Annotated in this window: 21 protein-coding genes; 12 read left to right on the top strand and 9 right to left on the bottom strand. The window is 72.3% G+C overall.

All coding sequences use genetic code 11. The features are described 5' to 3' along the window. Positions 1-499: 499 nt before the first annotated feature. Positions 500-1336 carry a hypothetical protein gene (locus RISW2_RS20110; protein WP_043774356.1) on the bottom strand — a complete coding sequence of 279 codons (837 nt, stop codon included), beginning with the start codon at positions 1334-1336 and terminating at the stop codon, positions 500-502. A gap of 113 nt (positions 1337-1449) precedes the next feature. Here RISW2_RS20110 and RISW2_RS20105 point away from each other — a divergent pair, with 113 nt between their 5' ends. The 3 genes from RISW2_RS20105 to RISW2_RS20095 are packed head-to-tail and all read left to right on the top strand — an operon-like array spanning position 1450 to position 3712. Then, on the top strand, positions 1450-1758 hold the full coding sequence (locus RISW2_RS20105) for a hypothetical protein (protein ID WP_043774355.1): 309 nt from the start codon (positions 1450-1452) through the stop codon (positions 1756-1758). Further along, a complete protein-coding gene (locus RISW2_RS20100; protein WP_211238729.1) occupies positions 1755-2426 on the top strand; it encodes a response regulator transcription factor in 672 nt (223 codons plus the stop codon). The genes RISW2_RS20105 and RISW2_RS20100 overlap by 4 nt, the downstream gene beginning before the upstream one ends. After that, entirely contained in the window at positions 2423-3712 is a 1290-nt protein-coding gene (locus RISW2_RS20095; protein WP_043774353.1) for a sensor histidine kinase, read from the top strand. Before RISW2_RS20100 ends, RISW2_RS20095 begins: the two co-directional genes overlap by 4 nt. On the opposite strand, the gene RISW2_RS20090 is transcribed toward RISW2_RS20095, so the two are convergent. Both RISW2_RS20090 and RISW2_RS20085 read right to left on the bottom strand, forming a co-directional pair. After that, positions 3709-5007: an ATP-binding protein gene (locus tag RISW2_RS20090; protein ID WP_425277800.1), complete on the bottom strand. Its 1299-nt coding sequence runs from the start codon at positions 5005-5007 to the stop codon at positions 3709-3711. The two genes, RISW2_RS20095 and RISW2_RS20090, sit on opposite strands and share 4 nt — an antisense overlap. A gap of 41 nt (positions 5008-5048) precedes the next feature. Further along, a complete protein-coding gene (locus RISW2_RS20085; RefSeq protein WP_043774348.1) occupies positions 5049-5732 on the bottom strand; it encodes a response regulator in 684 nt (227 codons plus the stop codon). 80 nt (positions 5733-5812) lie between these two features. Between RISW2_RS20085 and dsbD the strand changes: the two genes are divergently transcribed. From dsbD to RISW2_RS20060, 5 genes are read left to right on the top strand one after another with little or no spacing between them, the layout of a single operon-like run. Next, positions 5813-7549 carry a protein-disulfide reductase DsbD gene (gene dsbD, locus RISW2_RS20080; RefSeq protein ID WP_043774369.1) on the top strand — a complete coding sequence of 579 codons (1737 nt, stop codon included), beginning with the start codon at positions 5813-5815 and terminating at the stop codon, positions 7547-7549. Continuing rightward, positions 7546-8367 carry a TlpA family protein disulfide reductase gene (locus tag RISW2_RS20075; protein ID WP_043774346.1) on the top strand — a complete coding sequence of 274 codons (822 nt, stop codon included), beginning with the start codon at positions 7546-7548 and terminating at the stop codon, positions 8365-8367. Before dsbD ends, RISW2_RS20075 begins: the two co-directional genes overlap by 4 nt. Beyond that, positions 8364-9110 (top strand): L,D-transpeptidase, encoded by a 747-nt coding sequence (locus RISW2_RS20070; protein WP_051492190.1) that lies wholly within the window; start codon positions 8364-8366, stop codon positions 9108-9110. The genes RISW2_RS20075 and RISW2_RS20070 overlap by 4 nt, the downstream gene beginning before the upstream one ends. After that, positions 9107-9736: a DsbA family protein gene (locus tag RISW2_RS20065; protein WP_043774344.1), complete on the top strand. Its 630-nt coding sequence runs from the start codon at positions 9107-9109 to the stop codon at positions 9734-9736. Before RISW2_RS20070 ends, RISW2_RS20065 begins: the two co-directional genes overlap by 4 nt. A 53-nt stretch (positions 9737-9789) precedes the next feature. Beyond that, positions 9790-10344 (top strand): L,D-transpeptidase, encoded by a 555-nt coding sequence (locus RISW2_RS20060; protein WP_043774342.1) that lies wholly within the window; start codon positions 9790-9792, stop codon positions 10342-10344. Between the two features lie 37 nt (positions 10345-10381). Here RISW2_RS20060 and RISW2_RS20055 read toward each other — a convergent pair whose 3' ends face one another. After that, positions 10382-11005 (bottom strand): hypothetical protein, encoded by a 624-nt coding sequence (locus RISW2_RS20055; protein ID WP_244437672.1) that lies wholly within the window; start codon positions 11003-11005, stop codon positions 10382-10384. Between the two features lie 228 nt (positions 11006-11233). Further along, the gene (locus tag RISW2_RS20050) at positions 11234-12142 is read right to left on the bottom strand and encodes a LysR family transcriptional regulator (RefSeq protein ID WP_043774338.1); all 909 of its coding nucleotides are present in this window, start codon (positions 12140-12142) and stop codon (positions 11234-11236) included. A gap of 110 nt (positions 12143-12252) precedes the next feature. Between RISW2_RS20050 and RISW2_RS20045 the strand changes: the two genes are divergently transcribed. Together RISW2_RS20045 and RISW2_RS20040 are read left to right on the top strand one after the other, a co-directional pair. Beyond that, positions 12253-12582: a nuclear transport factor 2 family protein gene (locus RISW2_RS20045; RefSeq protein WP_043774336.1), complete on the top strand. Its 330-nt coding sequence runs from the start codon at positions 12253-12255 to the stop codon at positions 12580-12582. Continuing rightward, positions 12579-13358 carry an SDR family oxidoreductase gene (locus tag RISW2_RS20040; RefSeq protein ID WP_043774334.1) on the top strand — a complete coding sequence of 260 codons (780 nt, stop codon included), beginning with the start codon at positions 12579-12581 and terminating at the stop codon, positions 13356-13358. The genes RISW2_RS20045 and RISW2_RS20040 overlap by 4 nt, the downstream gene beginning before the upstream one ends. A gap of 2 nt (positions 13359-13360) precedes the next feature. On the opposite strand, the gene RISW2_RS20035 is transcribed toward RISW2_RS20040, so the two are convergent. The 3 genes from RISW2_RS20035 to RISW2_RS20025 all read right to left on the bottom strand — a co-directional run bounded on the left by RISW2_RS20035 (position 13361) and on the right by RISW2_RS20025 (position 16353). Beyond that, the gene (locus RISW2_RS20035; protein WP_084615485.1) at positions 13361-14212 is read right to left on the bottom strand and encodes a transglutaminase-like domain-containing protein; all 852 of its coding nucleotides are present in this window, start codon (positions 14210-14212) and stop codon (positions 13361-13363) included. A 25-nt stretch (positions 14213-14237) separates the two neighbouring features. Beyond that, on the bottom strand, positions 14238-15029 hold the full coding sequence (locus RISW2_RS20030; protein ID WP_156943903.1) for a hypothetical protein: 792 nt from the start codon (positions 15027-15029) through the stop codon (positions 14238-14240). A 118-nt stretch (positions 15030-15147) separates the two neighbouring features. Beyond that, positions 15148-16353 carry a DEAD/DEAH box helicase gene (locus RISW2_RS20025; protein WP_043774333.1) on the bottom strand — a complete coding sequence of 402 codons (1206 nt, stop codon included), beginning with the start codon at positions 16351-16353 and terminating at the stop codon, positions 15148-15150. 451 nt (positions 16354-16804) lie between these two features. On the opposite strand from RISW2_RS20025, the gene RISW2_RS20020 reads away from it, so the two are divergent. Beyond that, positions 16805-17011: a cold-shock protein gene (locus RISW2_RS20020; protein WP_043774331.1), complete on the top strand. Its 207-nt coding sequence runs from the start codon at positions 16805-16807 to the stop codon at positions 17009-17011. A 381-nt stretch (positions 17012-17392) separates the two neighbouring features. Beyond that, entirely contained in the window at positions 17393-18070 is a 678-nt protein-coding gene (locus RISW2_RS20015; RefSeq protein ID WP_043774329.1) for a hypothetical protein, read from the top strand. 174 nt (positions 18071-18244) lie between these two features. Here the strand turns inward: RISW2_RS20015 and RISW2_RS20010 are convergent, their stop codons facing one another. After that, positions 18245-19063, bottom strand: a complete 819-nt coding sequence (locus tag RISW2_RS20010; protein WP_043774327.1) for an SDR family oxidoreductase — start codon at positions 19061-19063, stop codon at positions 18245-18247. Positions 19064-19065 lie beyond the last annotated feature (2 nt).

Below are 19065 nucleotides of genomic sequence, written 5' to 3'. Positions count from 1 at the left end.
CCGTAGGCCTGCCGGGCCTACCAGCTTTCCCGTCCGCGACATCCCGTGCGCCAGCGCCGCCGACCCACCGCCGCCGGGTCCTGCGAACGCTCGGTCTCGGGGCGGTGGTGTCCACGGAGCAAGTCCGTACGGCGTGGCTGGCAGGGCGTCGACGACCTGCCCGCGACGCTCGTGGCGGTCACGGACGAGGCGCCGGTGTTCCTGGTGGGGCGCGAGCCGGACATCTTTCCCGACGTGACGAAGGCCGCCCGACCGGTCGCGCCGACACTCTCGGGGCATCCCCATGGCGGCCAGGTGCGGATGTTTGGCCATCCGCCGATGGTGCCGTCCCGCCACGGCAACCGCTTCGCCTATGGCCACCTCGTCGTGTCGGGCGGGCTCGGCCGTTCCATCGCAGCCGTCCGCTTCGGCCTGCCGCCGGAGGTCGTCCTGCCCGAAATCGGCTGGACCGCGGCCCGACGGGGCCCGCGCCTGCGCGCGCCGGCCCCGTCGCCTGCGGTCATTCCGTCCAGAGGCGCTCGCGCTCGACGCGGCCGCTCTCGTCGAGGCGGACCTCCACCTGGTCGCCATAGGGGTTCACGGCCAGCGCCGCCACGTGGCGGCCGCCGCGTTCGACGAAGCCGATCCCGGTATAGCCCAGCGCCTCGAGCCGTTCGCGCGCGGCGTCGCGGGTCAGCGACCGGCGGTCGTCGCGTTCGCGCTCGTAGTCGCGCAGCGTGCCGTCCCGGCCGAATTCCATCTCGATGCGCATGCCGTCCTGCGCGTAGCCCTCGACCGAGATCTCGTCGTCGTCGCGCTCGATCTCGGTCAGCCGGCCGAGGTCGGCGAGGCGCGGCTCCGCGCGCGTGGCCTCGGGCAGCAGCGCCGTCACCAGCGCGTCGGGCAGACCCGCGCCGTCGCTCTGGACCTCGAGCAGCCGATCCCCCCGTGCCTCGGCCCGGAGCCAGCCGCCCTCCGGCAGGCGGGCATAGATGTAGGTCTCGCCGTCATCGTCGGGCCGGCTGCGCACCTCGGTCAGGCCGAGGCCCTGCAGGGCCTGCGGCAGGCCGGCCACGCTGCCGTCCTCTGCCGGTGCCGCGCCGACCTCGAGCGCCGTCGCGGCGAAGGTGTTGCCGGTGCGCGTGCCCTCGAGCGTGACCTGCGCGCCGGCCTCGGGCGCCTCGACACCGTCGGGCAGCGTCACGAGGATGCGCCCCTCGGGCGTGGCGACCACGACCTGGTCGCCGAAGCGGTCGGCGACCGATCCCGACAGCTGCGCGTCCTGCGCGGCGAGCGGCGCGCCGAACGGCGCGGACAGGGCGATCGCGGCGATGGTGGCGGCAAGGGTGCGTCTCATGGTTGGTCTCCTTCGGGTTCCAAGATGCGGGCACCATGGCCGATTCGTCCCGAATGCAGCCGCAACCGCGCCGTTTGGGTTCCGTTGAGCATCCGCGCACTATATCGGAAGCCATGCGATTGTCCGCCCTGCCCCTGCTCTGCCTCTGCCTTTCGCTCGGCGCGACCGCGGCCGCCGGCGACCCGCCGCGCGACGCCGTGCCGATCGGTCCCGCCGCCGCGCTCGACTGCGCGGCCGCGCGCTATCGCGGCGAGGCGCTGCGCCTGCGCGACGACGAGGACGGGCTGGTGCAGGAGCTGCGCTGGCTCACGCCCGCGGGCAACGTCCTGCAGATCGAGCTGACCGGCCCCGGCTGCCGCTTTCTCGAGGTCAAGGGCGTGGGCCAGTCCGAGGCGCGCATCCTGCCGGGCGGCCAGCGGTGAAGGTGCTCGTGGTCGAGGACGAGCGCGACCTCGCGGCGCAGATCGGCACGGCGCTGACCGAGGCCGGCTACACGGTCGAGACCGCGCATGACGGCGAGGCGGGCGAGTTCCTGGGCGCGACCGAGACGATCGGCGCCGCAGTGCTGGATCTCGGCCTGCCCGGTCTCGACGGAATCGAGGTGCTGCGGCGCTGGCGCGGCGCGGGGCACGATTTTCCCGTCCTCATCCTGACCGCGCGCGACGCCTGGTCGGACAAGGTCGCGGGCTTCCGCGCCGGGGCCGACGACTACGTGCTCAAACCTTTCCGGATGGAGGAGGTGGTGCTGCGGCTCGGCACGCTGGTGCGGCGCGCGGCAGGCCACGCGACCTCGGAACTCTCCGCCGGCGCGCTCGTCCTCGACATGGCGACGGGGCTCGTGACGCTCGACGGGATGCCGGTGCGGCTCACCGCGTTCGAGGGCAAGCTCCTGCGCTTTCTCCTGCTGCAGAAGGGCCGCGTGGTCAGCCGGGCCGAGCTTTCCGAACACATGTACGACCGCGACTCCGACCGCGACTTCCGTTCGATGGAGGTGGTGATCGGTCGTCTGCGCCGGAAGATCGGCGAGGCGCGGATCGAGACCCGCCGCGGCGAGGGGTACCGGCTCCTGCCCGCAGATCCCGGGCAATGAGCGCAGGCTCGATCCGCGGCCGGCTCCTCTTCTGGTCGGGCGCGTTGACCGCGGCGGCCCTCGTGCTCGCCTGGATCGCGCTGTCGGCGGTCCTGTCGGACTTCGTGACGCGCCGGCTCGAGGCGGAACTGGCAGCCGGCGCGCGGGCGGTCATGGCGGCGGCGGAATGGGACGCGGCCGGGCGTTTCGACGTGATCCCGGCACCGGCCGATCCCCGGTTCGAGCGGCCGCTCTCGGGCTGGTACTGGCAGGTGAGCGATGGCACCGAGGTCCTCGCCCGGGCGCCGTCGCTCGTCACCGGCGATCTCGGACCCGACGGCGCGCGCGGGATCGGCCCCGACGGCGCCGCGCTCATCGCGCACCGCGCGCGGTTCACCGCGCCGGGCGACGGGCGGACGCTGACCGTCGCCGTCACGCTGCCCGCGGCCGAGGCGGCGGCGGAGCTCGCCACCGTGCGCCGCCCGCTTCTCGTGGCGCTGGCGGTCCTCGGCGCGGGCCTGCTCGTCGCGCAGGTCGTGGCGGTGCGGGCGGGGCTTCGCGACCTCACGCGCTTCGCGCGGTCGGTGGCGCAGGTCCGCGACGGAACGACGGGCACCGTCCCACGCCCCGCCGCCGCAGAGTTGCGCCCGCTCGCCGACGAACTCGACCGCCTGATCGCCGCACGGGCGGCGCAGGTCGAGCGGGCGCGCGCGCATGCGGGCGACCTCGCCCACGCGCTCAAGACGCCGCTCGCGGTCCTGTCGAACCGCGCAGGCCCCGAGGAGGCCGCGCTGATCGCGCGCATGGACCGCATCATCCGCTGGCATCTCGACCGCGCACGCGCCTCGGCGGCGGGGCTCGATCCGGCGGCCCATTGCGCCGTCGCGCCCGCGCTGCAGGACGTGGCGCTGGTGCTCGCCCCCGGGGCGCGGCGACAAGGCATCGCGCTCGACGTCCGCGCCGAGGGCGCGCCGGATTTCCGCGGCGATGCGGAGGACCTGATCGAGATCGTGGGGACCCTGGCCGAGAACGCCGTCGCCTGGGCGGCGGCCCGCGTGCGCATCACCGCCGCGGCGGGCGCGGGCGGCCTCGTGATCGACGTCGCCGATGACGGCCCCGGCATCCCCGCCCCGGACCGCGACCGCCTGCTCGCGCGCGGCGCGCGGCTCGACGAGAGCACGCAGGGCCACGGGCTCGGCCTGGCGATCGCGGCGGACCGGGTGCGCGCCTATGGCGGGACGCTGGTGCTCGACCGGGCCGACCTCGGCGGGCTTCTTGCGCGCGTGACCCTGCCCGCGCGGGGCTAGGCTGCCGGGGGCCGCGCGGGCAGGACCAGCCGCACCACCTGGCTCTGGCCGGAGCTGGCGTCGAAGACGACCGTGCCGCCCAGACGTTCCATCGCGCTCGCCACGATCGAGAGGCCGAGCCCGCTGCCCTGCGGCCCGCTCGTGCGACCGCGCGCGAAACGCTCGGTCACCCTGTCGCGCAGCTCGGGCGGGATGCCTTGCCCCTCGTCGCGCACGACGATCGTGAGGAGCCGGTCGTCGCACAGCGGCGACACCGTGACCCGGCCCCCGGGCGGCGAGGCGAGGATGGCGTTCTCGACCACGTTGCGCAGCGCCGCGCGCAAGAGGAAGGGGTTGGTCTCGAACGGGTGCCCGATATCCTTTCGGGTCAATGCGAGCGTCACGTCCCGTCCGCGCGCGAGCATGTCGAGGTCGTCGAGCGTCCCGGCCACGAGCTCGGCCGTGTCGGTGGGCTCGATCGCGTCCTCGGTCCGTTCGACCGCGGCAAGCTCGAGCAGCTGGCGCACCATGCGGTCGGTGCGGTCGACCGAGATCTCGATCGCCCGCAGGGCGCCGTCGCGGGTCGCGGGGTCCTCCGCCATGCGCAGCACCTGCGCCTGCGTCCGGAGCCCCGCGAGCGGCGTCTTGAGCTCGTGCGCGGCATAGGTGGTGAAGTCGCGCTCGACGTCGCGCGCCGCCGCCACCCGGGCGAAGAGCGTGTCGAGCGCCCGGCGTACGGGGCGGATCTCGCGCGGGGCAGGCCCGGCGGGCAGCGGGCTGAGGTCCGCGGGCGCGCGGGCGCGCAGTGCCTCGGCCAACCGGTCGAGCGGCGCGAGGCCGCGCGCCACGCTGATCCAGATGAGCGCCGCGAGGATCGGCAGGATCACCGCCGCGGGCAGGAGCAGGCCCTCGAGCACGTCGCGCACCAGCCGGTCGCGCACGGCGAGACTGTCGCCCACCATCACGCGCACGCCGAGCTCGGGATTGACCACCGTGTAGACGCGCCAAGGCTCGCCATCGACGATCGATACCGAGTAGCCCTCCTGCCCGGACCCGGTCAGTTCCGCCTCGGGCGCGCCGCCCGAGCGGCCCACCATCGTGCCGTCGAGCGACCAGATCTGGCAGGAGAGCTGCCGCGAATATCCCGAGGGCGCGGGCATCGGCACCGGGACCGGCGCGCCGCCGGCGCGGGCGACCTCGATGCGGTGGTCGGAGATGAGCGAGGACACCATGGTCGCGGCCTCGGCGAGCCGCGCGTCGAGCACGCGCTCGACCTCGGCACGGGTGGAGTTCTGGATCCACAGCGCCGCCGACAGCCAGACGGCCCCGGTGGCGAGCGCGAGGATCGCGAACAGTCTCAGCCGGATCGAGATGGCGCGTCCTCCCCGGTGGCGAGGCGGTAGCCGAGGCCCCGCACGGTTTCGATGACACCGCGGCCGAGCTTGGCGCGCAACTTGTGCACGTGGACCTCGACGGTGTTGCTCTCGATCTCCTCCTGCCAGCCATAGAGCCGCTCCTCCAGCGCCTCGCGGGACAGGATGTGGCCGGGACGCTCCATGAGGGCGTGCAGGATCGCGAACTCGCGGCGCGAGAAGCGCAGCGCGGCGTCGCCCCGCCGCCCCGTCAGCGTGGCCGGATCGATCGAGAGCCCGTTGTGCGCGAGCCCCGCGCTGGCCCGCCCCTCGCCCCGGCGCAGCATGGCCCGCAGCCGCGCCGCGAGCTCGTCGAGGTCGAAGGGCTTGCCGAGATAGTCGTCCGCGCCGGCATCGAGGCCGCGCACGCGGTCCTTGACCCGGTCGCGCGCGGTCAGGAGGAGGACCGGCAGCGCCGAGCCCCGCGCCCTCAGTTCGGCCAGCAGGTCGAGCCCAAGCCCGTCTGGCAGCATGATGTCGAGCACCAGCCCCTCGAAATCGGTCGTGGCGAGCGCCGCGCGGGCATCCGCGAGCGTCTCGACCCGGTCGGCGGTGAACCCCGACAGGCGCAGTCCGACCGACAGGCCGTCGGCCAGCACCTCGTCGTCCTCCACGATCAGAACGCGCATCTCGTCTCCATGGCCGGGGCTCTCGCCCGCGAACCTTAAGGCTGGCTTAAGCTGCGGCGTCCAGTCCCGGCACCATGACGATGCCGCGATTCCCCCGGGCCGCCCTCGCCGCCCTCCTGATGCTGTCCGCCGGCGCCGCCGCGGCACAGCCTGCCCCCGACCCGCTGCCGGCCGAGAAGGCCTTCGCGCTCACGGTGCGCGACGACGCGTCCGGTCTTTCCCTAACCTGGGAGATCGCGGAGGGCTACTACCTCTACCGCGACCACCTGCGCGCCGAGGGCCCCGACGGCGCCCCGGTCGCGGTCGAGACCCCGCCCGGCACGCGGAAGGACGACCCGACCTTCGGCGAGACGGAGATCTACCGCGACCGGCTTCAGGCCCGCATCGCCCCGGCCGCGGGACCCGTGACGCTCACCTGGCAGGGTTGCCTCGAGGACAGCATCTGCTACCCGCCGCAGACGCGCGTCATCGGCGCCGCGGCGGAGGACACCGGCCGGGCGCCGGACGTCGCCCCGGCCCGGGACCGGGATATCGTGCTCGCCGCCGATCCGGGGCTCCTCGACGGGCTCTCGGCCCGGGGCGGCGCCGGGCTCGTGGTCGCGGGCTTCCTGGGCTTCGGGCTGCTCCTCGCCTTCACCCCGTGCGTCTTTCCCATGGTGCCGATCGTCGCCGGCATGGTGACGGGCCGCGGCGCGGAGGTGGGCGCGCGGCGCGGCCTCGCGCTCTCGGGCGCCTACGTGATCGCGATGGCCTCGGCCTTCGCGCTCCTCGGGGTCGTGGCGGCATGGTCTGGGCGGAACCTCCAGGCCGTGCTGCAATCGCCGCCCGCCATCGGGGTCGCCGCGGCGCTCTTCGTCCTCCTCGCGCTGTCGATGTTCGGCCTCTTCGAGCTGCAGGTCCCCCGCGCGCTCTCCTCGCGCCTGTCGCGCGTGCAGGGCCGGCAGGGATCGCTGGGAGGCGCGGCGCTCCTCGGGGCCACCTCGGCGCTGATCGTCGGGCCGTGCGTGACCGCGCCCCTCGCCGGCGCGCTGCTCTACATCGCGCAGACGGGGGACGTGATGCTCGGCGCGCTCGCGCTCTTCGCGCTGGGTCTCGGCCAGGGCCTGCCGCTTCTCGCCGTGGGGGCGTTCGGGCCACGGATCCTGCCGCGCTCGGGGCCGTGGATGGAAGGCGCGCGCCGGGTCTTCGGCATGGTCTTTCTCGGCTTCGCGATCTGGCTCGCGGGCCGCGTGCTGCCCGGCACGGTGACCCTCGCGCTCTGGTCGGCGCTGCTGATCGGCGCGGGCGCGCTGCTGGCCACGGGCCCGCGCGGCAGCCGGGCCGGCCGTCCGGGCCGGGCCCTCGGCGCGATCCTGCTCCTTGCGGGCGCGCTGCAGGGCGCGGGTGCAGCGGTGGGCGGGGACGACCCGCTGCGCCCGCTCGCCCCCTTCGCGGGCGACGCCCGGCGGGCACCGGACGAGGCATCCGCCTTCACCACCGTGCGGAGCGCGCCCGCGCTCGAGGCCGTGCTCGCAGGCGAAAGCCGTCCGGCGCTCGTCTACGTGACCGCCGGGTGGTGCACGACCTGCCGCGCCATCGAGCGCGGACCGCTTGCCGACCCCGCGGTGCAGGACGCCCTCGGTAGGCTCGCCCCGGTCAAGGTCGACGTGACCGAGGCCGGCGCCGCGAGCCGCGAGGTGCTCGACCTCCTCGGCGCCGCGGGCCCGCCCACCATGGTGTTCCTCGACGCCGACCGCGCCGAGGCCCCGGGCAGCCGCATCGTCGGGGATACCGACAGCGCCGCGATGCTGGCCTCGATCGCCGAGGCCACCCGATGAACACGGTGTCGCTCGGCCCCCTCGTTCTCGACGGCGACCGCGCGGCCGCACTCGTCGGGATCGGCCTCTTCCTCGTCGCGGTCGAGATCGCGGACCGCGTCGGCGGCCGGCGGGGCACGACGGCCGCGCTCGGCCCCCATGCCTGGCTTCTCCTCGCCGCGTGCATCGTCGCGGCCCGCGCGGGCTTCGTCGCGGCCCATGCGGAGAGCTTCGCCGCCGCGCCGCGCGACGCGCTGAAGGTCTGGCAGGGCGGGTTCTCCCTCGCGGCCGGGGCAGTCGGCGGCGGGGTCGCGGCCCTCGTCCTCGTGCGCAGATCGCCTCGGCGCGCCCTGCCCCTCGTCGCGTCTGCCGCCCTCGCGCTCGGCGGGACCGCTGCGGTCAGCGCCGCGTTGCCCGACCCGCGCGGCGCCCTCCTGCCCCGGGTCGACGCGACCGACCTCTCGGGCGCGCCGGTCGAGATCGGCGCGGCGGGGGGACCGCTGGTCCTGAACCTCTGGGCCGGCTGGTGCCCGCCCTGCCGGCGCGAGATGCCGATGATGGTCGCCGCGGCAGGGATGGAAGATGCGCCGCGCTTCCTCTTCGTGAACCAGGGCGAGGATGCGGGCACCGTCGCGCGCTTCCTCGCTTCCGCGGGCCTGCCCGGTCGCGACGTGGCGCTCGACCGCGAGGCGCGCCTCATGGCCGCGCTCGGCGCCGAGGGGCTGCCGGTGACCGTCTTCGTCGACGCCGCCGGTCGCCTGCACGACACCCATACCGGCGAGATCTCCCGCGCCGCCCTCGCGGCGGGGATGCGCCGCATCGTGAAGGACACCGAATGACCTACCCGTCCGCCCGCGCGCTCTGCTGCGCGATGGTCCTCCTGCTGTCCGCCTGCGCGCCGGCGCTACCCCCAAGGGACGACGCGGACCCGGCCGCCTCGCCGGCCAGGCCCGGGCCCGACGCCGCCACCCGCGCCATGTACGCAGCCGTCGAGGACGGCGGCCGCACCGTGCCCGCCATCGACCCGGCCTATCTTTCCGAGGCGCGCAAGCGGCAGGAGGTGGCCTATTTCGCACCGCATCCGCCCGGCACCCTCGTCGTCGACCCGGGCGCGAAGCGGCTCTACCGGCTGCTTGGGGACGACCGTGCCATGCGCTACACCGTCGCCGTGGGCGCGGCCGGCTACGGGTTCTCCGGCGAGGCGACGGTCCCCTACACGCGCGACTGGCCCGGCTGGACGCCGACGCAAAACATGATCCGCCGAGAGCCCGGGAAGTACGCGCAATTCGCGGGCGGCGTCGAGGGCGGCCTCGACAATCCGCTCGGCGCGCGTGCCCTCTACCTCTTCCGCGACGGGCGCGACACGCTCTACCGCATCCATGGCACGCCGAGCCCGTGGACCATCGGCCAAGACGCCTCGTCGGGCTGCATCCGCATGTTCAACCAGGACGTCATGCACCTCGCGGACGAGGTCGACAGCGGCACCCGCGTCATCGTGCTGCCGCGCGGCGAGAGCGGCCGCTGGACATCTCCCTCATCCGCCGATCCCACCCGTCCCGAACCGACAGGAGACCTTCCATGACACTGAACCGCCGCAGCCTTCTCAGCGCCGCCGGAGCCCTCGGCCTCGGTGCGGGCGCCGGTGCCGTCGCGCTCTGGCCCGCCCTGGGCGGCGCGCAGCCGCTCACCGTCGACGCGGTGCTGAACGATCCCGACGCCCCGGTTCAGGGCAATCCCGGCGGCGATGTCACGCTGGTCGAGTTCTTCGACTACCAGTGTCCGTTCTGCAAGCGCATGCACCCCATGCTCGAGGACGTTGTGACCGAGGACGGCGGCGTGCGTCTGGTGATGAAGGACTGGCCGATCTTCGGGCCGCCCTCGCTCCGCGCGAGCCAGCTTGCCCTCGGCGCGGTGGCCCTCGGCGCCTACCCGGACGTGAACCGGGCGCTGATGGCCACCGAGGCCCGGCTCGACGCGGGCCAGGTCGACGCGGCCGTCGCGTCGGTCGTGCCGGTCCGGCGCGCCATGGACGCCTATCGCGCGGCACGCGGCACCTGGGACGCGCTCCTAGACCGCAACGATGCCCAGGCGACGGCGCTCGGCTTCCGCGGGACGCCCGCCTTCGCCATCGGCACCACGCTCTATGCCGGTGCCCTCGACCGCGCGACGCTTCGCGCCGCGATCTCGACGGCACGCGCCGAGACCTGACCCCCGTTCCGCCGGTCCGCCGACCGTGGCCGGCCCGCAAGAAGGAGACCCAGATGACCACACGGATCACCCGCCGGGGCGCGCTCGCGCTCGGACTGGCCGCCGCCGCAGGGCTCGCGGCGCCCGCGCGCCTGCACGCCGACGTCGCCCGCCGCAACGTCTCGAGCTTTTCGATGCAGGACTGGCGCGACCATTTCGATGCGCTCGGCAAGGCGGCGATCGTGGCCGACACCACGTCGCGCGCGCTGCACTTCTGGAATCACGACGGCACCGATTACCGTATCTTCCCGACCTCGGTCCCGATCTCGGAGGAACTGACCAAGCGCGGCTACACCGAGATCGTGCGCAAGAAGGTCGGCCCCTCGTGGACGCCCACGCCCTCGCAGCTCGAACGCTACCCCGACTGGAAACCGATCGGCCCGGGCCCCGAGAACCCGCTCGGCACGCATGCCATGTATCTCGGCTGGCCCGCCTACATCATCCACGGCACCCACGACACGCGGAAGATCGGCCGCCGGTCGTCCGACGGCTGCATCGGGCTCTACAACGACATGATCGAGGAGCTTTACGCGCTCTGCCCCGTCGGCACGCAGGTCCGCGTGATCTGACGCCGCGGGCCCGCCGTCGCGCCCGCCCTCCGGCCTGTCAGAGAGGGCGGCGCAGGCGCTCGAGGTGCCCGGCCCGCACGGCGTCGGGATGGATGACGCCCAGTTGCGCCGGCACGCGGGCCAGCTTGAGGATGCGTGCGATCGCGAAGCGATGCCTGCCGCCACCCGAGCGCAGGGCCGCGCCGTCCCGCCCGACATGCACGAAGATGCCCCCGTGTTCGCGACGGAAATGCTCGGGCAGCTCCCGCTGGGACCGGAGCCGCCCGGTCCGGAGCGCTTCCTCGTAGACGCGATCGAGGGTCTCGTACCGGGCGTGCACGTCCCGGGACGTGCGCAATCCCTCGGAGACCCCCTTTTCCGCGATGATGGCCAGATGGTAGTCGACGATCCCCGTCTCGGCCCAGCTCAGGCCGCGAACGAAATGGTCGTGGATGACACGCGCCGCACGGGTTTCGGGGAGCGGGGCGCGCGACAGGTCCCAGTCGCCGGCGACGACCACGCCGCTGTGCCTGCGCTTGAACACCGGCGCCGCCGCGCCCCTGTCCTCAACATAGACATGGCGGACATCGAGCGGAGAGACGTAGATGCACTCGTCGCTGAGCGGCGCACCGGGTCCGAAGCGCCACTTGTTCACGTGATCCCGGAGCACCTTGTGAGGCACGCGCGCGGCGATCCGGCGTTGCAGCTTCCCGGGTTTTCGGACTGGGACGTCTGTAAGAGCCATTCCGGGCCCCCATTTCAGGCAGATCGCAGATCGCTCGGTGGATTGTAACAGAATTGCAAAACCAGATCGCCGCAGAGGGGTCAACAGCGGGCCGATCACAGCCGCATGTGCGGCCGTGTCCGGGGCTGCACGCTGGGCCCGCGCCGGAGCGTCCGACCGGCGTCCTCAGCGGGTCCGCGCGGCGCGGGCGAGTTCGCGGGCGAGGTCGACGAAGACCTTGAACGCCGCGGGCGGGTTGCGCCGGCTCGGGTAGTAGAGGCAGAGCGGCGAAAGTGGCGGCAGCCACGGCTCGAGCACGGACACGAGCCGGCCCGCCTCGATGTCCGCGCGCACGTCGTGCTCCATGAAATAGCCGATGCCGAGGCCGTCGAGCACGGCGAGGCGCGCGAGGCTGGCCTCGTCGAGCGTGATCGGCCCGTCGACGTCCACCTGGACCGGCTGCCCCTCGGCGTCGAACGGCCAGCGGAACAGCGCGCCGTTCGGCAGGCGCGTGCGGATGCAGGGATGCGCGCGCAGGTCGGACGGCACGCGGGGCGGGTCGCGGGTGTCGAAATAGGCGGGCGTTGCGACCACCGCGTGGCGGCGGGCGGGACCGAGCGGGATGGCGATCATGTCGCTCGGCACGAGATGTTCGCTGCGCACCCCGAAATCGAAGCCGTCCGCGACGATGTCGGTCAGGGCCCCCTCGGTCACGAGATCGATCCGAACCCCGGGAAAGCGTTTCAGGAACTCGAGGACGAGCGGTACGAGGATCTCGCGGCCGGCGGTGGCGAAGGTGTTGATGCGCAGGGTGCCGGACGGCGTCTCCTGCTCTGCGCGCGCGGTGTCGAGCGCTTGGTGGATGTCCCTGAGGGCCGGGCTGACCTGGTCGACGAACATCTGCCCGGCCCCCGTCAGCGAGACGCTGCGCGTCGTGCGGTTGAAGAGCCGGACGCCCAGCTGTTCCTCGAGCTTCGAGACCGCGCTGCTGAGGGCGCTCGTCGACATGCCCACGTCGAGCGCGGCCGCGCGGAACGACCCCCTGCGCGCGATCGCCAGAACGGCGTCGAAATCGGCCAGCCTGTATCGCGTCATTGTCCCGAAAACCAGGATTCCTCATGCGGAGTCATCCCGCTTATCCGCACGATGTCAAAGCCCTAAATCCGTCTCACGCAGCATCGACTGCGGAAAAGAGGAGACCGACCATGACTATCGAGCTTCCGGACGTGATCGCCGCCTATTTCTCGGCCGACAAGACGGGCGACGCCCGGGCGATCTCGGAGTGCTTCACGTTCGATGCCGTCGTCGTCGACGAAGGCAACACCTATGCGGGGCGCGAGGCGATCCGGCAGTGGATGGCGAACGCGTCCACGCAATACACCTACACCGTCGAGCCCTTCGCGCTGGAGGAGGACGGCGCGCGCAGCGTCGTGACCAGCCGCCTCGTCGGCACCTTCCCGGGAAGCCCGGTGGACCTGCGCTACCGCTTTGTCCTCCGCGACGACAAGATCGCCGAGCTGGAGATCGTGCCATGACCGGCTTCCTGACCCTGACGGGAAAGCGGGCGCTCGTGACCTCCGGCACGCGCGGGGCCGGTGCGGCCACCGTGGCGCTGTTCCGGGATCTCGGCGCCGACGTGCTGACCACGGCGCGGACGCGGCCGCCGGAGCTGCCGGCGTCGCGATTCGTTGCGGCCGATCTCACGCGGGCCGAGGGCTGCGCCGAGGTGGCCGATGCCGTGCGTACGCGGCTGGGCGGCGTGGACATCGTCGTGCACATGCTCGGCGGCTCCTCGGCGCCCGCCGGCGGATACGCGGCGCTCGACGACGCGGAATGGCGGCGCGAGCTCGACCTGAACCTGATGCCGGCGGTCCGTCTCGACCGCGCGCTGGTGCCCGCGATGGTGGCGCAGGGCGGTGGCGTCGTGATCCACGTGACCTCCATCCAGCGGGAGCTGCCGCTGCCCGAGGCGACCACGGCCTACGCCGCAGCCAAGGCGGCGCTGTCCACCTACAGCAAGAGCCTATCGAAGGAGGTCTCGCCCAAGGGTGTCAGAGTGGTGCGGGTCTCGCCGGGCTGGATCGAGACGGAGTCCTCCGTGGCGCTGGCGGAACGGCTGGCGGCCGAGCACGGCACCGACGTCGAGGCGGGCCGCAGGATGATCATGGACTCGCTGGGAGGGGTCCCGATCGGCCGCCCGTCGACGCCCGCGGAGATCGCGAACCTCGTCGCGTTTCTCGCCTCCGACCGCGCGGGCACGATCACGGGCACCGAATACGTGATCGATGGCGGCACCGTGCCCACGGCGTGAGCTCAGTTGCGTGACGCGGGGGGCGTTTCGACGGAGTCGTCCTGCGCGTCCCGCGTCCACACCTCGAACCCGGTCAGGGTATTCGGGCCGAAGGTCTGGGTCAGGGGCACATCGGCGGCATCGCGGCCGCGCGCGATGAGGATCCGCCCCACCCGTCGCGTGTTGTTCCGCGGATCGAAGACCCACCAGCGGCCGCCGAGAAAGACCTCCATCCACGCGGCGAAATCGTCGGGCGCGTGGGGCGGCGGCTCGCCGAGTTCGCTCAGGTAGCCCGTGCAGTAGCGCGCGGGGATGTTCATGCAGCGGCAGAACGCGATCGCGAGATGCGTGAAGTCCCGGCAGACGCCCTGCCGCCCGGACAGGGTTTCGGATGCGGTGCGGGTCGCGCTGGCCTTCATGTAGTCGAACGCGACGGTGGTGTGTACGTAATCGCAGATCGCCTGCACGCGCGCCCAACCCTGAGGCGTGTTCTCGAACAGGCGCCAGGCTTCCTCCGATAGGAGGTCGGTGTCGCAGTAGCGGCTGCCCAGGAGGTAGATCAGCGTTTCGAAGGGCAGATCCTGGACTGCCTGCTGCGGGGCGTCGGGCGCCACGGCATCGGGGTGCCCCCCGTCGCGGAAGATCCCGTCGGTCGACAGGGTGAACTCGCCCGCCGGCGCCACCATCCGCGTGCACCAGTTGCCGAAGCCGTCGCGGTAGCTTTCGAGCGGCACGCTCGGCGTGGTCACGAGGTAGTCCGCGCGTTCGAGGTCGCCGAAACGCGAATAGTGCACGTTCAGGATGGCGATGAGCGGCGTCGGCTGGGTCAGCCGGTAGCGCAGGCGGCAGCCAAGCCTGATCCGCAACGCGGGCATGTCGCGCGGTTCGGAGGTGGTCGGTCTATCGTCCAAGGACGCACTCCCCGCCCGAGCGTTGAAAGCTGGTGTCGCAACTCCACCGGTTCCCGGACCGGTCGAGATGCGCGTTCGCGGGCACGTCGATGGCGACGCAGGTGTCGTCCCTCGCCTCGAACCCCCGCTCGCACCGCCATCCCGGTCCGTAGGCCTCGGGGTCGAGGAAGGCATTCGCGGGAAGCGTGATGGGATCGCAGCGGCCGTCGACCGCGAAGAACCCCCTCTCGCAGACCCAGGCGGCGCCATAGCCCGTGTTGGTGAGGTAGCCGTTCTCGGGCACCGGGATCGGCACGCAGGCATCGACCGACGCGGTGTAGCCGCGCGCGCAGGCCCAGCCGGTGCCGGCCATGTCGCTGGTCAGGTAGGCGTTTTCCGGAAGGACGACGGGCACGCAGGTCTCGCCGTCCTGGCGGTAGCCGCGGTCGCATTGCCAGTCGAACCCCGACGAGCGCAGATGCGCGTTCGCGGGCACGGCGATCGCGACGCAGGTTGTGCCGTCCGCGTCCTCGTATCCGCGCCGGCATGCCCAGCCCGACCCGTAGGACCGCCCCGTCGCATAGGCGTTCTCGGGGACGTCGACGGCCGTGCAGCCCGCCCCGTCGACCCGGTACCCCAGCACGCAGTCCCACCCGCCGCCGTAGCTCCGGGCCTCGGCGTGGTCCGGCACCGGGCCGGTGCCATCCTGCGCCAGGACCGGGGCCGCGAGGCCGGGAAACATGCCGGCTGCGACCAGCATGGCGCGAGGGATGCCGGGCCTCAGCCATCGGGGAGTAGACATGATCCGTCCTCCTGCGGAGAAAGCGCCGCGTCGCTGTGAAAGCCTTCCCGGGTCGCAGCGAGCTGCCGGCACAGCGCCTTTTCCGTCACCGGGGGCACGGGGCCCCCGGCGCCTCGGGTCACGCGGCCAGGCGCACCGACCGGCCGCCCGAACGGCGGCGGGGCTGCCGCCTGTCGCGCGGCTTCGCGCTGCCGGTCATCGCCTCCCAGGGGCGGCCGCCGGCAATCTCGACACGCATGCCGAGCACCTTCTCGATCGCCTTGAGTTCCGACACCTCGTCGGCGGCGCAGAACGCGATCGCGCGGCCGCTGGTGCCGGCGCGGGCCGTGCGGCCGATCCGGTGGACGTAGTTTTCCGGCACGTTCGGCAGGTCGTAGTTGTAGACGTGTCCGACGCCCGGGATGTCGATGCCGCGCGCCGCGACATCCGTCGCGACAAGCACCCGCACCGATCCGTCCCGGAAGGCCGTGATGGCCCGGTCACGCTGCCCCTGGCTCTTGTTGCCGTGGATCGAGGTTGCCGCGAAGCCCGCGCGATCGAGCGACTTCATCAGCCGCTCGGCGCCGCGCTTGGTCCGCGAGAAGACCAGCGCGCGGTCGTCGCGATGCCCGTCCAGGAGCTCGATCAGCAGGTCCTGCTTCTGCTCGGAGGCGACGAAATGCACGCTGTGGGCGACCTTGTCCGCGACCTTGCCCGGCGGCGAGGCCTCGACGCGGACGGGATCGTCGAGGTAGTCGCGCGACAGGTCCGCCATCGTCTTCGGCATCGTGGCCGAGAACATCATGGTCTGCCGCTCTTTGCCCAGCATCCGCGCGATCCGGCGCAGCGCGTGCACGAAGCCGATGTCGAGCATCTGGTCGGCCTCGTCGAGCACCAGGAACCGTGTCCTGTCGAGCAGGATGTCGCCGCGTTCCATCAGGTCGATCAACCGTCCCGGCGTCGCCACGAGGACGTCGGTGCCGCGGGAAAGCTTCTGCGCCTGCGCCGAGATCGACTTGCCGCCGACCACGAGCATGATGCGCAGATCGTCCGTCAGGCCCTGCAGGTTCTGGGCGATCTGCCCCGCCAGCTCGCGCGTCGGCGCCAGGATGAGGCCGCGCGCCGATTTCGGCGCGGGCCGTTCCTGGGCCTTGGACAGCGCGACCACCAGCGGGATGCCGAAGGCCGCGGTCTTTCCGGTGCCGGTCTGGGCGATGCCGAGGATGTCGCGGCCCGCGAGCGCATGCGGAATGGCCTGTGTCTGTATGGCGGTGGGGGTCGTCAGTCCCAGGGCGTCGAGCCGCGAGACGAAGCGAGCACTGAGCCCGAGTTCTTGAAAGGTCATGGTGATCCTTGTCCGGACCCCGCGGGTCCGGTGTCGCCGCCCGGCACGTGAGGCGCCAGGCGAGACGGGGTGTACCCGGGGCAGCCGGACCCGACACCGCATTGCGTCGAGACCCGCCCTGAGCGGGGTCCCCCCTACGTGATGTGGGAAAACGGTGTGTCACGGCCGGGGGCGGCTGAGGGCCGCCTGCTCACGCGGCAGAGCGATGACACTGGATGGCAGGTGGGGCCGGTCCGCCGCTTTGTCAATGGCGGACGGCCCGGGACGCGGCGAAGTTTCCACGCGGCGCGATTGTCCTTGCGTTCTGAGCCGCAAGGGCCCATGTGTGTCGAGCCAACGTTATTCTCTGCGACCCTCTGCTTCCGTTCAACCGGCTTCAGTAGATCTCTCAGTCTGACTTTGCCGGGCTGCCGCATCCTGCGGGCAGCACTCTGAACAGGAGACCACGGATATGGCCAATGGCACCGTGAAATGGTTCAATTCCACTAAAGGCTTCGGCTTCATCGAGCCCGCATCGGGTGGCAAGGACGTCTTCGTGCACATCTCGTCCGTCGAGCGTGCAGGCCTGACCGGCCTCGCCGATGCACAGAAGGTGACCTACGACGTCGAATCCGGCCGTGACGGCCGTGAGAGCGCGATCAATCTCGCCCTCGCCTGATCGATCTTTCCGGGCGCCCCCCGCGGGCGCCCGGACCGCACCAACGATCCCCGGTCCCTCGCCCAGGACGCGTCTGCAGCACGCGGTGGGGCGCGCGGCCCGAACGGGCACCAAGCGTACGCCTGCCCGCGCCACGTCCACCGGTTCTTGGCCACAGGCGCGCCGGTTCGTCGATCCTACCGAACGTAACGTGCGCCATTCCGCCATGGGGGCATGCCTGCCGCCATCCGGTCTCTCGGTGTGCGCCTCCTGCCGCCTTCCCTACGTGTTCCGCGTCTCTCGCGCACCGGCCCGGTCGCGCGGGCCGATCCCCGGCGAGAACCGGCGTCGCGCAGGGCTTCCAGCCTTCGCAGGTCCCATCATCCTTTCGGAGACAGCCACATGACGCCTTCCAGCACCAAAGCGCGTACCGCCGCGGGCCACAGCCTCTTCCAGCCCAAGAAGAAGGAGAAGGCCGAGGAACGGTCGTCCGACCTGCCGGTCGCGATCCAGCTGGGAGAACACGGCAGGTACCAGATCAAGTCCGGGCTGCTGTCCGGGGAATACGTGGCGCGCGCCTTCCCCAAACCGCCGAGCAACGCCCGCGGGCTGATTGCCGAGGCGAAAGGCGCCACGGAAGAGGCCGCGATCGCCGCCCTGCACCAGGTCCTCGAGACACGCGAGGTCCGCAGGACCGAGGATCGCCGGGTCGACGAGGCGACGGGGTCGACGATCCTCAGCCCCGAGGAATATGTCGAGGCCCTGAGCCAGGTTGCCCTGTCGCGGCCGCAGCGCGCGCTCCTGACGGCGCTCGCCTTCGCCGATGCCGGCGGGCTGACGGAAGCGAGCCTGGCGCGCGCGGCGGGCTACAAGTCCCGCGCATCCGCCAACCGCGCCTTCGCGTCCGCCGGCCTGCTGATCGGCACCTATCTTTCCGTCGAAACCAGCGCGATGAACCTTCCGAGCGAACCCGACGGGGCGACGCTGCTGGGCTATCGCGGCACGCAGCGGAACGACGACGACCCGGGAAACTGGATCCTCCACGCCGAGGTCCGCGACGCCGTGCGCTCCGTCCTCTGAGCGGAACCGCCCGGCAAGTATCCGCCACTCGGCCGATGCAGCAGACGGCATGCATTAGCTAACGCCGCGCCATGACGCATGACACGTGGAGTTTGGTGCCCATCCGCAGAGTGGCGGCCGCTGTCCGGACGGCACGCCCTCGACAAACGCCCGGCAGGCCGACGTCGTGCGGGCTCAGGCGCGCGCGCTCGATGCGTCGATCTCCTCTGCGAGTTGCCGGCACTTGGCGCGTGCCCATTCGTGCGCATCGGAACCGAACAGCAACCGCCGCGCAGGGGCGGGAGAAGACGCTTCAGCGACGATCAGGGCGGAAAGCCCCTCGGGATCGTTCTGCTGCGCCCCGTTCGCTTCTGCGATGAAGGTTCGGAAACCGGCCACCGCCTCGGCATAGTCCGGAATGTGCGAATTGCCCTGGCGAGCAGTGGACGGATCAAGGAAGTTCGTGCGCATCATCCCCGGCTCGACGATGAGAGAGCGGATGCCGAGCGGTGCGATCTCCTCGGCGAGGCCCTCCATCCAGCCCTCGAGCGCGAACTTGGACGCCGCGTAGACCGATCCGCCGGGATTCGAGACGAGGCCGTTCACCGACGAGATGGTGATCACGAGGCCCGATCGCTGTCGGCGCATGGTGGGCAGTACCGCGCGCGCAACGGTCATCGCCCCGAAAAGGTTGATCTCGAACTGTCGCCGAACGTCCTCCTCCGCGATGGTTTCGAACCAGCCGAGCTGCGCGCGCCCGGCGTTGTTGACCAGCACGTCGATCCGACCGAATGCCTCGAGGGCAGCGTCATGGGCGGCCGACACCGCCTTGCCATCGGCAACGTCGACGGGCACCACGAGTAGGCTGTCCTCCGGAGCGGCGAGCCGTTCGGCGAGCCCGTCGACCGTTCGACTGGTCGCCACGACGTTGTCGCCTGCGGCCAGGGCGTCGCGGGCGAGCAGATACCCCAATCCTCTGGCCGCTCCGGTGATGAACCAGACCTTGTCCGTCATCG

The sequence above is a fragment of the Roseivivax isoporae LMG 25204 genome, from assembly GCF_000521865.1.
In the GTDB taxonomy this organism is placed as follows: Bacteria; Pseudomonadota; Alphaproteobacteria; order Rhodobacterales; family Rhodobacteraceae; genus Roseivivax; species Roseivivax isoporae.
This window is presented reverse-complemented; position numbering and strand designations above follow the sequence as displayed.